Source organism: Parasphingorhabdus sp. DH2-15, assembly GCF_051668705.1.
GTDB lineage: Bacteria > Pseudomonadota > Alphaproteobacteria > Sphingomonadales > Sphingomonadaceae > Alterisphingorhabdus.
In genome coordinates, this window is sequence record NZ_CP196351.1 from 2,220,668 (window position 1) to 2,237,317 (window position 16,650).

At 49.5% G+C, this 16,650-nt stretch carries 15 protein-coding genes and 1 tRNA gene; 12 read left to right on the plus strand and 4 right to left on the minus strand.

Translation table 11 applies throughout. From position 1 onward, the window contains the following. On the minus strand, positions 1–531 hold the full coding sequence (locus tag ACR9YC_RS10405; protein ID WP_438727290.1) for a MarR family winged helix-turn-helix transcriptional regulator: 531 nt from the start codon (positions 529–531) through the stop codon (positions 1–3). Between the two features lie 127 nt (positions 532–658). Between ACR9YC_RS10405 and ACR9YC_RS10410 the strand changes: the two genes are divergently transcribed. The 5 genes from ACR9YC_RS10410 (at position 659) to ACR9YC_RS10430 (ending at position 6,666) form a co-directional block, all read left to right on the plus strand. Next, complete coding sequence (locus ACR9YC_RS10410) at positions 659–1,759, plus strand: branched-chain amino acid aminotransferase (RefSeq protein ID WP_438727293.1); 1,101 nt, start codon at positions 659–661, stop codon at positions 1,757–1,759. A gap of 99 nt (positions 1,760–1,858) precedes the next feature. After that, a tRNA-Gln gene (locus ACR9YC_RS10415) sits at positions 1,859–1,933 on the plus strand. A gap of 305 nt (positions 1,934–2,238) precedes the next feature. After that, positions 2,239–2,934, plus strand: a complete 696-nt coding sequence (locus ACR9YC_RS10420) for a response regulator transcription factor (RefSeq protein ID WP_438727295.1) — start codon at positions 2,239–2,241, stop codon at positions 2,932–2,934. Further along, positions 2,931–4,295 (plus strand): FecR family protein, encoded by a 1,365-nt coding sequence (locus ACR9YC_RS10425; protein WP_438727297.1) that lies wholly within the window; start codon positions 2,931–2,933, stop codon positions 4,293–4,295. The genes ACR9YC_RS10420 and ACR9YC_RS10425 overlap by 4 nt, the downstream gene beginning before the upstream one ends. A 58-nt stretch (positions 4,296–4,353) precedes the next feature. Further along, positions 4,354–6,666, plus strand: a complete 2,313-nt coding sequence (locus tag ACR9YC_RS10430) for a CHASE2 domain-containing protein (protein ID WP_438727300.1) — start codon at positions 4,354–4,356, stop codon at positions 6,664–6,666. 13 nt (positions 6,667–6,679) lie between these two features. Here ACR9YC_RS10430 and ACR9YC_RS10435 read toward each other — a convergent pair whose 3' ends face one another. From ACR9YC_RS10435 to ACR9YC_RS10445, 3 genes are all read right to left on the minus strand, one after another. Further along, positions 6,680–7,243 (minus strand): hypothetical protein, encoded by a 564-nt coding sequence (locus ACR9YC_RS10435; RefSeq protein WP_438727303.1) that lies wholly within the window; start codon positions 7,241–7,243, stop codon positions 6,680–6,682. 187 nt (positions 7,244–7,430) lie between these two features. Beyond that, on the minus strand, positions 7,431–8,753 hold the full coding sequence (locus ACR9YC_RS10440; protein WP_438731757.1) for a class II 3-deoxy-7-phosphoheptulonate synthase: 1,323 nt from the start codon (positions 8,751–8,753) through the stop codon (positions 7,431–7,433). A gap of 232 nt (positions 8,754–8,985) precedes the next feature. Continuing rightward, positions 8,986–11,871 (minus strand): M16 family metallopeptidase, encoded by a 2,886-nt coding sequence (locus ACR9YC_RS10445; protein WP_438727306.1) that lies wholly within the window; start codon positions 11,869–11,871, stop codon positions 8,986–8,988. A 185-nt stretch (positions 11,872–12,056) separates the two neighbouring features. On the opposite strand from ACR9YC_RS10445, the gene ACR9YC_RS10450 reads away from it, so the two are divergent. From ACR9YC_RS10450 to ACR9YC_RS10480, 7 genes are all read left to right on the plus strand, one after another. After that, on the plus strand, positions 12,057–12,632 hold the full coding sequence (locus tag ACR9YC_RS10450; RefSeq protein WP_438731760.1) for a NifU family protein: 576 nt from the start codon (positions 12,057–12,059) through the stop codon (positions 12,630–12,632). A gap of 125 nt (positions 12,633–12,757) precedes the next feature. After that, positions 12,758–13,351: a malonic semialdehyde reductase gene (locus ACR9YC_RS10455; RefSeq protein WP_438727308.1), complete on the plus strand. Its 594-nt coding sequence runs from the start codon at positions 12,758–12,760 to the stop codon at positions 13,349–13,351. Positions 13,352–13,390: 39 nt separating this feature from the next. Continuing rightward, the gene (tsaB, locus tag ACR9YC_RS10460; RefSeq protein ID WP_438727311.1) at positions 13,391–14,053 is read left to right on the plus strand and encodes a tRNA (adenosine(37)-N6)-threonylcarbamoyltransferase complex dimerization subunit type 1 TsaB; all 663 of its coding nucleotides are present in this window, start codon (positions 13,391–13,393) and stop codon (positions 14,051–14,053) included. A 72-nt stretch (positions 14,054–14,125) separates the two neighbouring features. Further along, entirely contained in the window at positions 14,126–14,575 is a 450-nt protein-coding gene (gene rimI, locus ACR9YC_RS10465; RefSeq protein WP_438727313.1) for a ribosomal protein S18-alanine N-acetyltransferase, read from the plus strand. Positions 14,576–14,681: 106 nt separating this feature from the next. Further along, positions 14,682–15,119, plus strand: a complete 438-nt coding sequence (locus ACR9YC_RS10470; protein ID WP_438727316.1) for a MucR family transcriptional regulator — start codon at positions 14,682–14,684, stop codon at positions 15,117–15,119. A gap of 215 nt (positions 15,120–15,334) precedes the next feature. After that, positions 15,335–15,757, plus strand: coding sequence for a Fur family transcriptional regulator (locus ACR9YC_RS10475; protein WP_438727318.1), 423 nt, complete (start codon positions 15,335–15,337; stop codon positions 15,755–15,757). After that, on the plus strand, positions 15,741–16,646 hold the full coding sequence (locus tag ACR9YC_RS10480; RefSeq protein WP_438727321.1) for a lysophospholipid acyltransferase family protein: 906 nt from the start codon (positions 15,741–15,743) through the stop codon (positions 16,644–16,646). The genes ACR9YC_RS10475 and ACR9YC_RS10480 overlap by 17 nt, the downstream gene beginning before the upstream one ends. Positions 16,647–16,650: the final 4 nt, after the last annotated feature.

Below are 16,650 nucleotides of genomic sequence, written 5' to 3' on the forward strand. Positions count from 1 at the left end.
TTATGCTTTGCGGCCTTCGCCCAAATCACTGACCAGTTCGCGGTCTGCTTCAGGCACCAGTCCCTCCAGCACGCGCCAGAATCCCGTGACATTATCCTGCCCTGCACCTGCATAGGCAGCAGAGAGGCGCTTGCGCAAAATATCGAACAATTCTGCTTCCATCGCCTGACCAGTTTGCGTCAGACGCAACAGCTTTTGCCTGCGATCACGTTTGCCTTTGCTGGCTTCAATCAGGCCACGTTGTTGTAATTCGGTCAAAACCCGGCCCAGCGATTGCTTGGTAATCGCCAATAGCCGCAAAAGCTGGCTAACCGGCAAATCGGGTTCTCTAGCGATAAAATATAATGCACGGTGATGCGCACGGCCAAGACCCTGCTCCGAAAGTTCATCATCAATTGATTTGGTAAGGCGCGTATAACCAAAATATAGCAATTCCATACCGCGGCGCACCTCTTCTTCCCGCAAGAAAAGAGGCGATGCAGAGGCGTTGCTCCTTGCCAAATTGGCATTACGAGAAGATGGGTCAGACATATTGACGTAAACTGACAGCAGATTTACAGGATTGCAAGCAGTTGCGGCTATTCATGGTGCATCATTAAGATTATCTGTGCATCACTAACAAAGCATAGCCGTGCACATAAAAGGATAAGGATCCGGTATGACAGATTCACAAGGCGGAGAGCTTCATTTCAATATTGAGCGCAGCGTCAACGCCATGCCGGATGCAGAGCGTAACGAACGTTTGAAAGACCCGGGCTTTGGTACATTGTTTACTGACCATATGGCCATGGTGCGCTATACAGAGGGCAAAGGCTGGCATGATGCGCAGGTTTGCGAGCGCAAGCCCCTATCGCTCGATCCTGCAACAGCAGTATTGCATTATGCGCAAGAGATTTTTGAAGGTATGAAGGCCTATGGCCTGTCTAATGGCGAGGCTGCATTGTTCCGCCCGGAACAAAATGCACGCCGTTTCCAAAAGTCTGCGCGGCGTATGGCCATGCCGGAAGTTCCGGAGAGGCTATTTTTGCAGGCGGTCAATCACATGGTTGATATTGATCGCGCATGGATACCGAATATGGACGGCGGAGCATTATATCTGCGCCCTTTCATGTTTGCCAGTGAGGCCTTTTTGGGTGTTCGCCCTGCCAAGGAGTATCTCTTTCTCGTCATTGCCTGCTCTGTAGGGGCCTATTTCAAAGGCGGTGCCAAGGCTGTCACCATATGGGCATCGGAAAATTATTCGCGTGCAGCGCCCGGGGGAACCGGCGCAGCCAAATGTGGCGGCAATTATGCAGCCAGTCTGCCAGCACAAGCCGAAGCGATTGCGCAAGATTGCGATCAGGTTGTTTTTCTTGATGCTACAGAGAAAAAATGGGTCGAAGAGCTGGGCGGAATGAACCTGTTCTTCGTGATGAATGACAACACCGTCATCACGCCGCCCCTTACCGGAACGATATTGCCTGGCATCACCCGCGATTCGCTGATGCAATTGCTACGTGATGATGGCTTGGAAGTGGTAGAACAGCCCTATAGTTTTGAACAATGGCGCAATGATGCCCAAAGCGGGAAGCTGCTTGAAACATTGGCATGCGGCACCGCAGCAGTTGTAACCGCAGTAGGTACAGTAAAATCGGCAGATGGCGCATTTACCATAGGTTCAGGGGAACCCGGGCCTGTTGCAAACAGAATGCGCAATCGTCTGGTTGATATTCAAACCGGAAAAGCCAATGATCCGCATGGCTGGTTTGTACGCGTTTAAGGGCAATTTTGAGAATGTACACATTCTCTGCACAGAACCCCTTGCCCAATAGGAATAAAGGCGATAATAGCGCCTTTCTCATTCACTGATGTGAATTGCTGGGGTGTGGCCAAGTGGTAAGGCACCGGTTTTTGGTATCGGCATTCGCAGGTTCGATCCCTGCCACCCCAGCCACTTTTTCATTGCAAACTAATATGAATTTTAATTAGCACAGCAATATAGTTTCTTTTAAAACTATTTATTTTCTGAGCATAAGATTAGATATCTAAATATATTAATATAACCCTATATCATAACAGACTTGCCTCCATAATGGAGGCAATTGCCGATGACGGCCAATATTAATGGTTGTAAATGTTCGTAAACAACGTGTCTATTCTCTGGATTAAGAGATGAATATGCGTGTAAAGCTTCGAAAAATATATAAGCCGTCATGGAATATATATAATCCGGAAACGGGTATGCTTGGGGAAGATATAATGCGAATTGCAATTGCGGATGACGATAACGAAATCCTTGATTTTTTAGAACGTATAATCAGCGGCATGAGCCATGTTGTCGTGCGCTTTTCAGACGGTGACCGTCTGGTGTCCGCTTTATTGCGTGATACATTTGATCTGGTCATGGTGGATTGGAATATGCCTGGAAAAACCGGGTTAGAGGTTATCAAATGGGTGCAGGAAAAAATGACCGAAGCACCGCCGATCATCATGATGACCAGCCGTTCCGCCAAGCAGGACATCACAACAGCATTGCAAAGTGGTGCCGATGATTATGTCACCAAGCCCGAAGATGAAAATGTTATTGCGGCACGCATCGAAGCGCTTTTGCGCCGTTCACAACCGCAAAACTCAATGGCCAAGACATTGGTCTTCGGAAAATATACTTTGGACCGTATGGAGCAAGAAATCGAATTTGATAAGCAACGTGTCGAGCTGACATCGAAAGAGTTTGAGCTAGCCGAACTGCTTTTCAAAAATCGTGATCGCAGCCTGTCTCGCGCATATATAATGGAGACTATTTGGCGCACCAATGTCGACCTTGCGACACGCACATTGGATATGCATGTCTCACGTTTGCGGTCAAAGCTTGCGCTTAAACCAGAAAATGGATTTCGCATTTTCACGGTTTTCGGCTATGGTTATCGTCTCGAAACATTGGCTTCAGGGGAATGAATCTGAGATATCATCATTGGGCATTGATTTTGTTGGCGCTTGCTATCGCGGTGTTACCGCTTAGCTATGGCAATGCACAAACCGCGACACAGGGTCCACAAGCTCCTGAAACTGTATCCTACCGCTTCCAAAGTGGTGATACATTGCTGGCTTTGGCGTCCAAATATTTTCGCCAACAAAGTGACTATAAAGTCGTTCAGAAACTTAATGGTATTTCTGACCCACGCCGCATTCGGGTCGGCGCCACACTTAAAATCCCCTATAATATCCTGAAATTCAGTAATGAAAGTGCCGACGTTGTCGCTTTTCGTGGAATTGTACGTATTGCCGGCATTGGCCCAGATCCACGCGCACCCAAATTAAACGAGGCCATTACAGAGGGCGTTGGTTTGGCCACTGGGCCTGATTCATCTTTGTCTTTGGCCACCAGCGATGGCAGTATCATCACCATGCCATCAAACAGCGTGATGCGGATTGTGAAATTGCGCCGCATTTTGATCACTGACAGCATTGATATTGAATATGCACTAGATGAAGGCGGAGTGAGGACCAAAGTCCAGCCTGCCCGCAAATTGGAAGATCGCTATCGCGTGCGCACACCTGCAGCTGTATCGGCCGTTCGCGGCACAGATTTCCGTAATCGCTTCGACCCTGCCAGCAATCAGTCTTTTGCAGAATTATTGGAAGGCGGATTGCAAGTGGCCAGTGGCGATGCTGGCGATGCAGATTTGAAGCCTGGCTTTGGGGCTGCGATCAGCGACCAAGGGCTGAAGACCGAAGCTCTACTGCCCGCGCCTGTCATTCAGGCCGGTCAAGGCAAGCAACGCGAAGAACAGGTCAAATTTATGCTGGACCCTGTCGCAGACGCCATCAGCTACAGGCTGGTAGTAGCTCGTGATAGCGGCTTTATCGACATTGTTGCAGAAGCAGAAAATGCTGCGCCTGAGCTTTCATTAAATGCTCTTGATAATGGTAATTATTTTGCCAAGCTCACTGCATTTTCCAAAACCGGGCTTGAAGGGTTGCCCGTACAGCAAGCCTTTAGACGTAGGTTAAACACAGTCTCTGCTGCAGCAAGTCAAGAAGATGACGGTTTCGCATTCCGCTGGACAACAAGCGGTAGTGACAGGAAGTTATTCCGCTTTCAGCTCTTTGCTATTGACCCTGTTTTGAATGACAGCTTCTCACCTAGCGAGCAGCCGCCTTTGGTTGACGAAGGCGAACTGACGCAAACACGTATGTCTGTGTCTGCTTTGCCCGCTGGAAAGTATTTCTGGCGCGTGGGCACGTATCTTTATGCTGATGGGGAAGTTGACCCGGTATGGACAGACTTCCAATCATTCAGCATTGCCCCCGATTGACACTTTTTGTTGACTTACGGGATTGCACAGACATTTCCCGCTGCCTAGTGACACGTTCATGACGTTAAGAGCCCGACTGATATTGGAGTGGTTGGTCATTGCCTTGTTTGCAACGGCCATGGTTGTTGCTCTGCAATATTATCGCAGTGTCGAACGCATGGATTTGCTAATCTATGATTTCGCTATGGAGTGGCAGGGCACAGAACCCTCCGGCGACATCATCATTGTCAAAATTGACGAAGACAGTCTGCAGGAATTTGGTGGCTGGCCATGGACCCGCGATACTTATGTGCCTGTGCTGGATAATGTTAGCAAAGCTGGTGCAGCAGCCATTGCCTTAGATGTGCTGTTCACGGAAGACACTGGGACAACTGAACAAAATCAGGCTTTAGCGGATGCGCTAAGCCGTAATGCGCGGACAATTTTGCCATTACAATTACAAGGCCCTGGATTAAATGGGCGACTTTTTGACCAGTTACAACCAGTCGAACCCTTGGCCAGCGCAGCCAGCGCTTTAGGGCATGTCAATCTGGATGCCGATAGCGATACGGTCATCCGCAGGCTCAACCTGTGCGTTAACGATGGCACTGAAAATATCCCCTATCTTATCGTAGAAACACTGGCACGCAAAACCGGTAAGACGGCGCGTGAGCTGACAGGTGATGATTGCGAAAAACCGCGCGCCCTGCCCTTTATTCCGCAATCGGCTTTCCAAACCACATCATTTGCCCAAGTAGCAAATGGCCAAATACCGCCAGACTTTTTCAAGAACAAAATGGTGTTGATCGGCGCGACAGCGGCCGGTTTGGGCGATCAACACAGAACACCAGCGGTTAATGGCGCTCTTGCTCCGGGCATAGTCGTTATGGCAAATGCGCTGGAGGCTCTAATTCAGCAAAATTTCATCACCGATATGCCCTTGGCAAATACCATCATATTGTCGCTTATCCCATTATGGATATTGCTGATCATCTTGTGGCGTGCACGGCCCAGAACGGTGATTATTGTCGCCATTGCTTTGCTGTTTATCATCATCTTCACCAGCATAGCCTTGTTACAGTTGCAGATCTGGTTCCCGCCAACGGCCGCCTTGCTCAGCATAGCGCTGGTCTACCCTTTATGGGGCTGGCGCCGTTTGCAGGCCACCAGTGATTATATGGGGCGTGAACTGAACCGTATGGATGCTGGCGCCGTTCCCGTGCCGCCCATCGATAACCGCCGCGCACCCGCCGACATTGTCACCGAACAAGCGGAACGCTTGTCCATGGCGATCAGCAAATTGCGCGATATGCGGCGCTTTGTGACCGATACTTTAGAGCATTTGCCCGATCCAATGCTGGTAACTGATCAAGAAGGCATTGTTGTCATGGGCAATCATGTTGCTGAGGAAATGCTGGGCGTTATTGAAGAAAACATGGGGGTTAAAGATCTGCTGGCGGGCGTCGCGCGCAAACAGGACTTTGCAACGCTTACCCAATATCTGGCCATAGCCATGAACATGGAACCTGATAGCGAAGCAGCGCCAGACGCAGAATATTGCATCTTCAAATCACGTAATGAGAGGCATTTCGCTGTACGCTGCGCACCAATATTGTCCGATCAAGATGAGATATTGGGCCATATCCTCTATTTCGCAGACATCACCACTATCCGTCTGGCCAATCAGCAGCGTGAGGAAGTTTTGAAACTTTTATCACATGATATGCGTAGCCCGCAGGCCGCAATATTGGCCCTTATTGACCGCAGCGAGCGCGAGAAAGACCCACTGACGCGCTCATCCGATATTGCCGAACGCATCCGCAAACAGGCGCGCCGCACCTTGTCACTGGCAGATAACTTCGTCGACATGGCCCGCATGAAAGCGCAAAAGTTCGAGCCTGAAGATATTTTGTTCGCTGATCTTGTTGCGGAAGCCGGCGAGGCTTTATGGCCGCAATCATCTGCGCGGTCGATAACGATCACCATCAATGATGATAGCGAGACAGCCTTTATTGCCGGCGAACGCTCCAGCCTGTCCCGCGCCTTTATTAATCTCTTCGACAATGCCGTTAAATACAGCCCGGATGGTAGCAATATAACAGCAACCATCGATCAGATAGAGCTTGACCGCGAGCGTATTATCCGCTGCACAATTGACGATGAAGGCAATGGCATCAACAAAAACATTCTGCCCCGGTTGTTCGGGGAATTTGCCAGCACACATGACCAGGCCGACCATGGCCCTTCGGGGGTTGGACTTGGTCTACATTATGTAAAGACAGTTATTGAACGCCATGCCGGTGAAATTCATGCCAAAAACCGCAAAGAGGGCGGCGCACGTTTCGTAACATTGTTACCGGCTCTTGATGATGAAGATATTGCGTTAGATTAGGCTGAAAAGCTAACTATTCGCGCCCTTCGCGTTCTTGCACTTTATTGGTGCCAGGATTATCCAATCCAGATAAGGCCGCATTGACGAGATAAGGCAGCGTTTCCTCCAACCCTGCCTTGCAATGATATTCAGCAGCAATGCCGCGAAACACCCGTGCGCCATCAGAAAGGCGAACCAACGCTATGTTAAGCCGCTGCTCCACATCATCACATGACTGCAAAACTTTGTTTTTCTTAGGTGCGCTGATGACTTTGCTCTGATTATTGTCCGTCGACTTTGCGGTTATACCAATGGTTGCGGGACGTTCAGACAAAGATATGCTGAGCGCATAATTGGCATTGTCATTATCCTGATTCCATCCACGCGCATTAAGGCCAGAAATAATCATGGTCTGGGCGCGTTGCTCAATAGATGAGCTTTCTCCTGGGGCGTTCAACAGCATGAAGCGCGCCTCTTGCTGAGCAGGAACCCTGCCCTCGCTAGCTATTCGTGTCGCAATTGGTCCAGAGCAACCGGACATCAACATGGCACCAGCTGAAACAGCAAGAGATAATCTGGCAGCATAAGTCCTAAGCATAAAAAGCTCCATCACCCGTTGCGCGTCAAGACAAAATATATCACGTAAAGCCAACTAAAGAAGCCGTGAATGATAGCCCATAATATGGATTTGTGAGCAGTATAGCTAATCACAATGGCAAGCGCACTGCCGAAAGAGAGGCCGGTTTTGACAAACTCTCTTTGGACAATGACTCGGCGATCAGACATTAGGCGGCTTTCTCTACACGCTCTGGTAATTCCGCCGTCAACATCTCTGCCAATGTGAACGCCAATTCCAGCGACTGCGCTGCGTTAAGCCGCGGATCACAATGCGTGTGATAACGATCAGCCAAAGAAGCATCAGTAACGGCGATGCCGCCACCAGTACATTCGGTAACGTCTTTGCCCGTCATCTCAATATGGATGCCGCCAGCATTGGTACCTTCTGCACGATGAACTGCAAAAAAGCCTGCAACTTCCTGCATGATACGCTCAAACGGACGCGTTTTGAACCCGCTCTCGGCCTTGATAACATTGCCATGCATCGGGTCACAGGACCAGACAACGGGGTGGCCTTCCGCCTTCACAGCGCGCACCAATTTGGGCAAGCCAGCCTCAACCTTGTCATGACCAAAACGCGAGATCAGCGTTATACGACCAGGCTCACGCGCTGGATTGAGATCATCCAATATCTTCAACAAAACATCAGGCTCAAGGCTTGGGCCGCATTTAATGCCGATAGGATTTTCAATACCGCGCATAAATTCAACATGGGCCGAACCATCAAAACGTGTGCGATCCCCTATCCAAAGGAAATGCGCCGATGTGTCGTACCAGCCACCGGTCAGTGAATCCTGCCGCGTCATCGCTTGCTCATAGCGCAGCAATAACGCTTCATGGCTGGTGTAGAATTGTGTCGCCTTTAATTGGGGCACAGTATCGGGGTTGATGCCGCATGCTTCCATAAAGGCCAATGCTTCGCCAATACGCTCACCCATCTCATTATATTTTTTCGCCCACGCGCTGCGCTGAACAAAATCAAGGGTCCAGCCATGCACACGTTGCAGATTGGCATAACCACCGCTGGCAAAGGCGCGCAGCAGGTTCAATGTTGCCGCAGACTGGCTATATGCGCGCAGCATTCTTTCAGGATCAGGCTCACGAGCAGCGGCATCAAATTCGATGCCATTGATAATATCACCGCGATAGCTGGGCAGCTCAATATCGCCCTGCTTCTCAACCTCAGAGGAGCGCGGTTTTGCAAATTGGCCCGCCATACGGCCAATCTTAACCACCGGACGCTTTGACCCGAAAGTCAGCACAACCGCCATTTGCAAAATAACACGGAAAGTATCGCGGATATTATTGGGGTGAAATTCGGCGAAACTTTCCGCACAATCACCGCCTTGCAACAAAAAGGCTTCACCAGCGGCAACACGCGCCAGATCCTTTTTCAAATCACGTGCTTCCTCAGCAAAAACCAGTGGCGGATAATTTGTCAGTGACTGCTCCGTGCGCAAAAGCGATGCTTCGTCACGATAGTCCGGCATATGCCGCGCTTCGAACCCACGCCAGCTATCCGGTTGCCAATTGGTCACGTCTTCTATCCTTTATCATAATATGCCGGGTATTTTCGGCATCTCTACATTTCAACAGGCATATTTAGTGCATCCGCACGCAAATAGCTACATGCATGTTGCGAACGATATATTGGACCTGTTACAAATAATATTGTGCCAGTTACAAATCCCTATCGGGAGCAAGGCGCAATATTATAGCCTATCAATCATCGCCGCTTGCTTCTGGCAGAATATGCCAACGCAGCACGCGGTCTGTTGCTAGATATTTTTGCGCAAGCAATTGCACTTCTGCAGGGGTTATGCGGGTATAATCGCCCAGCAAAGTGCGAATGGCATCTATCCGTCGCGAGTCCTGTGTGGCGCCTTCAAGCTGCCATATCCAGAAGGTATTGCCTGTCGCAGCACGGCGGATTTGCTCACCCAATGGAACCACAGCGCGGTTCAATTCATCGGCCGTAACGGGGTTTGCAATCAAATCCTTCGCAATATCGCGGGCAGTTTGTTCGAAGACAGGCACTGCAGAGGGTGCAAGCTGGCTAATCGCGCCAATATAACCGCCTGATGAATAACCCTTTGGCCAAGAGCTATAGACTTGCGGCGCATAACTTGCGCCTTCCTTGGCCCGCAATTGCTCAAACAGGCGATTGTTAAAGACCGTCGCCAAAATTTCCAATCTTCGCGATTCACGAATATCCGCGAAACCGCCTGATGTTGGCCATGCTATCAATGCTGCGGCTTGACCCGCATCACCGCGATGGCGTGATATAATGGCTGCTTCACTCGGTGCCAGTACCGGTACGCCCAAAGCTCCGCCATTGGTCGCAATTTTGGCTGGCTTGCGTGCAGGCATCGCGCCCACAGTCTCCGCCAGATATTGTATAGCGGTCTCTTGATCAAAATCACCAAAAAGCAGGACTTCAATCGGTCCTTCTTTCAGCAAAGGCTCCCATGTCTTGCGGAAACTTTTGGCATTAAGTTTATCTAGCTCCTGCGGGTCAGGGGTTTTGTAACGTGGATCACGGCCTCGTAAAAGCCAGCCAAGATCACGATCAATCAAGCTTGATGGAGCGCTGGTATAGCTTTGATAGCTCAATTTGGAACCGGCTTTGGTCCGCACTACCGGAGCAGGATCCCAGCCCGGCTCAACCAGTTTTGCCACAAACAGACGCAATTGATCTTTCAAGTCTTCGGACCGTGTGTCCGCACTAAACTCAAAAGCGTCATCTTTAATACTAAAACCAAAGCTGATACGCCGTCCAGTAGTCAACTGATCCAGATCTTCTTGCCGCAAATCGGCAATGCCACTGCTAATCAGTGCAGACTCGCCTGCCCATAATAGGCTGGATTTGTCATTGGCCTGTGTCTGATAACCACCGCCAAAGCGCAGCCTGAGCGTAATTTTGTTCACCTCTGCATCATTGGGATAGAGCAAGGCTCTGGCGCCATTTTCGAATGTGACAATTTGCATGCCAAGCAGACCAATGTCTTCAATGCCGGCCACTGTGCCGGGCTTACCTGGCGCTGGCAGATCGTCAAAAGTCACATTAGCGCGGCGTTTGCTGGCACCGGCATCGCGAATTTTTGCCGTCAAAGCGCTGGCAAGCTCTGTCCGACTAACCGTACCTTCTTCCGGCGCTATCAACAAAGCGCGTGTTGCCGTGCCAGTGAACAATGCATCGACCCGTTTGCGCAAAAATTCCGGGGTCAATCTGGTTTTCATGCTGTTGAAAACATCCAATGCCACTTGCGGCGCTGCTGATGCTTCACGAATGTCGACAGCATTGACGATATTATCAGCCTGCTGCGTCGCGGCCTCTGTTTCATAAGTATCGACACCAATTTTCAGCGCCGCATCAAATTCCGACACTTCGCGGGCAATGTCTTCCTCTGAAAACGGGGTCTTGCGGGCATTGTCAATCACAGCACGCACATCATTTAAAGCAGCGCGCCAATCTTCCCCAATGGGCACGATGGAAATAAAGGTGCTGTCAATCGACCGACTTACATCATCCTGACTAACCGATGCTTGCAAATAACTGCCACCGCCACGCGCTCTGCGTTCCAATTCGCGATTGATAATCTGCAATGCCAGCAAGTCCGCGAGCAATCCTTCATTATACTCAATGGTATCATTGACATAATTCCACGGGCGAATGACCGCTTGATTGATGATGAAAGGCAATGTCGGCTCTACCAGTACATCCGCTGTCGGCTTATCTGCCGATGGCTTACCAAAATCAGGATGTTCTGGCGTTTTGCCTGCGACTTTCCAGTCGTCAAAATATTTGGTCAGCAATTGCTCAAACACCGCTGGGTCAGCATCACCAGCAATAACGATGACCGTATTTTCAGGCCGATACCAGCGTGAATGGAAAGCCCTTACGGCCTCTGGCGTTGCACCATTTAGTGTTTCGACGGTACCGATGGGCGAACGATCAGCATAACGCTGGCCAGCGAAGAATAATTGCCGCGTTGCATCGGCGATGCGCGCCTGCGTTCCGGAGCGTTCGCGCAATTCTGCCAGCACCACAGGGCGTTCTGCATTCAACCCTTCCGCACTTAATGAAGGCTCACGGATCATGCCCGATAATATTTGCATACTCTCATCAAGCGTCTCGGCGCTCGCGCTGGGAATATCCAGTTTGTAAACCGTATGCGTTGCAGATGTTTCGGCATTGCTATCACTGCCAAAAGTGATGCCAAAACGTTGCCATATGCGTATTGCCTCGCCATCGGGAACATATTTTGAACCACGGAAGGTAAGATGCTCTAGCAAATGGGCAAAACCGCGCTCTTTATCTGTTTCCATCAAAGAACCAGCATCGACGCGGATACGGATAGTCACCTGTCCCGGCGGCACACCGTTTTTGCGCACGGCATAGCGTACGCCGTTTTTCAACTCGCCAAAAGTCCAAGCCGGATCAACCGGGATATCACTGTTCTGATACAGCCAAGGCAGCTGTTCATTATCCACATTCTCTGGCGGCGGCAGCGGGTTTTCACGCTGAGCAGAAGCCGGAATAGTCGTAAAAAGCGCTGCAATTGCCAGCGATACAGAAATGGCTTTCGCCCGGTGGAATAATATCATGGCTAAACTATATGCAGCCCGTTCCTTGCTGGCCAGTGAATAATATACGGGAATTGCTCAATTTCTGTAATTTTCTCAAAGTTCAAAGCTAAATCAGCCTTCGAAACAGGTAAGCATGAAAAGGCCTGATATCATATAACAGCCTTACGCTTGAACTATGGGGCAAAATATACCACATGCTGTTCATGTTTATAGAAACCGAAAAAACACCAAACCCAGCCACTCGCAAATTCTCACCCGGCCTCGCGATCATGCCTAATGGTACGCGCGACTTTGCTACGCCAGAAGATGCTGAAGCCTCGCCATTGGCAGAAGCATTGTTTAACCTAGGTGACGTAACCGGCGTTTTCTTTGGTTCCGACTTTATTTCAGTAACCGCTGCTCCGGGTGTCGACTGGACGTTTCTCCAACCCGATGTCCTCTCAGTATTGCTCGATCATTTCTCGGCTGAAATGCCGCTCTTCCATGGTGGCAGTGCGGCAGAAATTGCCGTTCCTGCCGAAGACGACGCATTTCCTGAAAACCCAGAAGATGCCGATATTGTTGCGCAAATACGCGAATTGATTGACACAAGAGTGCGGCCAGCAGTTGCAAGCGATGGCGGAGATATTGTGTATCGCGGCTTTGATAAGGGCATCGTCTTTTTATCAATGCAGGGTGCATGTGCAGGCTGTCCCTCGTCATCGGCGACATTGAAGCACGGCATTGAATCCCTCCTCAAACATTATGTGCCGGAAGTGAGCGAAGTACGCGCTGCATGATGACCCATAGGCCCGCATAAAGGCGCCCTAGTAATGCAACAGGTCATAGTATTTATGGATTGATATGCTGATAGCCATTATCTGGTCAAAGTGACTCTATAAAGCATCAATAAGGAAGCATTCACATGAGAAAACCCTTATCAGACATCGCATTGGATCAACTGTTCCGCGATGCGCGAAGCTATAATGGCTATCTCGACACGCCAGTGAGTGATGAACAACTAAATGCCATATGGGATTTGATGAAAATGGGCCCCACTTCGGCGAACATGCTCCCGGCGCGCTTAGTCTGGTGCACCAGTGACGCCGCCAAAAAGCGTCTGGCGACGCATGCTATGGATAGCAATGCGGATAAGATTATCGCTGCACCGGTATCTGTTATCATCGCTATGGATTATGAGTTTCACGAACATCTGCCAGAGCTTTTTCCGCATGCAGATGCAAAAAGCTGGTTCGAAGGAGATTTGGAAGGCCGCAAAACTGGAGCCATGCGCAACAGCTCATTACAGGGTGCCTATTTCATTATGGCGGCACGCGCCCTCGGCCTTGATACCGGTCCGATGTCCGGTTTTAATAATGAGACGCTGGACAAAGACTTTTTTGCCGATACGCCCAATATCAAGTCTAACTTTATCTCTACACTGGGTTATGGCGATGACAGCACAATTTTTGAGCGTAGTCCCCGTCCTGATTTTGCGCGTTTCAACACAATATTGTAACACCCAAACACCGCAGCAGCACCCAGCCAAGGATATAATGTGTCGCGACTATTGGTAATCGATACAGCAACACAGGCCTGTTCAGTTGCGCTCTTTGATAATGGCCGGGCTATTGGCGGTGATTTTCGGCAATTGGGCCGCGGCCATGCTGAACATCTGGTGGGCATGATTGCCGCATTGCCTGACAAAGGTAAAGCAGAACATATTTTCGTCAATTGCGGCCCAGGAAGTTTTACTGGTATCAGGGTCGGACTTGCTGCCGCCAAGGCGCTGGCTCTGGCATGGCAAGCAGATATATCAGGTTATAACGGCTTACAGCTTAGTGCTGTGATGGCTTTGGCAAGACTGGATAATCCTGAGGCCAATATCTTCATTGCTAATAGCGCAGGGCATGGCGAATTGTTCGGGCAATTGTTTAGCGCCAGCGCGCAGCCCCTATCGGATCTGCTCACTCTGGCACCTACAGACATGATGCGCGCGATAAATATGCAAATAGTGGCGGGTACAGGCCTGGATCTGCTACCGGAAAGTGAAAATAGCATGGTAATTTACCCAGATGCGCAGAGCTTTCCCGCACATTCGTTGGGCAGTATGAACGCACTGGCCGCTGCGCCTGTATATGGCCGTGCACCGGATGCCGTACCTGCGGCACAATCTACACCCATGTCTTACACCGGCATATCTGGTACCGGATCTGGATAAATGCCCCAGACCGCTTCCACTAACGAATCATCACGGCAAGACGCTGTGCCCATCACCTTAAAAAAAGTGCCGATGGCGGATGTCGAAGCGCAATTGGATGATGTTTTGGTAATAATGGGCCTGTCATTTGACAAACAATATGGTGAGGCATGGAATCGGGCTCAATTGGAATCCATGCTGACCATGCCGCATACCCGGCTATGGACAGCCTATTCACATCATGATCGGCTTATCGGTTTTTCTGTTGTGCGCACCATCGCACAAGAAGCGGAAATCATGCTGATCGCTATAGCACCGGAATTTCAACGCCAATCAGCGGGTAATGAAATGCTAAAAACCATTACAGCACAAAGCAAAAATGACGGTGTTACACATATTTTCCTAGAAGTACGTGCAAATAATCATGCCTTACAATTCTATAAAAAAATCGGCTTCAAACAAATTGGATTACGTAAAGATTATTATAAAGGTAAAGAAAATATTCGTTACGATGCACTAACGTTAGCAAAAACAATCATGTGATTTTTGCAATAGCTATTGCACAATCTGATTGTTTTGGTTATCGGCTCGCTCAGCACAAATGCTGAATCGATAATAATAACGTCCATAAAAGATGGAGTATGTCGCAATGAATACTGATAATGAAATTTTGAATGAAACACTCATCACCCTAACATCCGACATTGTCGCTGCTCATGTGAGCAATAACAGTGTTGCTGTTTCGGATTTGCCGGTACTTATTAGCAATGTGCATGGCGCACTGCACACATTGGCAAGTGAAACAGGCAATCCAAATGAGGAAGAAGTAAGACCGGAGCCTGCAGTTTCTGTTAGAGCGTCTATTAAGCCTGATTATATTGTCTGCTTGGAAGACGGCAAGAAACTCAAAATGCTCAAGCGGCATTTGATGACGCATTATGGCATGACACCTGATGACTATCGTCGTCGCTGGGATCTGCCTTCTGATTACCCTATGGTAGCCCCCAATTATGCGGAGCGCCGCCGTGAACTGGCTAAGAAAATCGGTCTAGGCCGCAAGCCGGGAACAGGCCGCAAGAAAAAATAGACTGATCGCAAGGTCAATCTTATTGTTAAGAATCAGAAAGACCGTTGTCAGATTATATCTGTCGGCGGTCTTTTTTCGTCATTTTCTGTCTAAGCCATGGTTTTTGTCCAAGTTTTTTATGGAAACACTCGGCAATATGCTTGACCATGCCTATTTGAAAGAGACAGACAATATATTGTGCGCTTCGCACAATATCGGGTAGGGCCCTTAATCTTATGAGACAGAAAATCGATCTTGAAGCTCTGTGCCAAGAGCGTGGTTTGCGGATCACGGATCAGCGCAGGGTTATTGCCAAAGTCTTGTCAGACAGTGACGATCACCCCGATGTCGAGAAAGTGCATGAACGTGCTTCGGCCATTGATTCTGGCATTTCTATAGCAACTGTTTACCGCACCGTGCGGCTATTCGAAGAAGCCGGCATATTGGATCGCCATGACTTTGGCGATGGCCGCGCGCGATATGAGGCTGCACCTGAAGCCCATCATGACCATTTGATCGATGTGGAAACTGGTAAAGTCGTTGAGTTTGTCGACCCTGAACTTGAAGCTCTACAAAAAGAAATCGCTGAGAAACTGGGCTATAGGCTGGTTGATCACCGCATGGAATTATACGGCGTAGCCATTGACCGAGAAAATTAAAACAGGCGAAGAGACGGTTTCGGGAGAGGAAACCGCTGACTATTCTGGCACGGTTCCGATAAAAGACATTCGTCTGCCCGCGCAAGAGCGTCCTTGGGATGCTCGGCCTATGTTTTATGAAAGCTGGGAAGGCGCAAATATTTTCGGCTATATGCGCTTTGCTTTACGCTGCCTAACCATGGTTGCTGCGTTGATAATATGCGTTCCACTTTATTATATCTGGCGCATTTTGCGCCTGTCCAACCCATGGCCGCGGCTTTTCCTAAAAAGCTGTGCCTTTGCATGTGGTGCCCGCGTCAAAGTTAAAGGAACACCGATTAAGCGCGATGTTTTCTTTGTCGCCAACCACCTGTCATGGATCGATATCCCTATCATTGGCGGATATAATGGCAGCGGATTTGTGGCACAGGACGGTATTGCAAGCTGGCCCTTTATCGGCTGGTTGTGCAAATTGAACAATACCGTATTTGTCTCACGCGCAGACCGCATGGGCATCGCCAAACAAATCAACCAATTGCGTGATGCACTGGCGGAGACATGGTCGATAACAATTTTTCCAGAAGGCACCACCACCAACGGATCATTATTATTGCCATTTAAGGCACCATTGCTGGCCGTTCTCGACCCGCCGCCACCTGGAATCATGGTACAACCAATATTCCTGGATTTTGGCAAGGAAGCAGGCGAAATATCCTGGATAGGCGATGAAAATGCACCGGACAATGCGTGGCGAATTCTCACACGCCCAGGGAATTTTAAGGTAAAGCTACACTTTTTAGAGCCTTTTGATCCACGCGATTTTAATGGCCGCAAAGAAATAGCAGCAGAAGCACGGCGTCGCATCGCAGCAGCGCTTTCAGCTTCCCTAGGTGGCAAGCCGATTGTATAGGGCT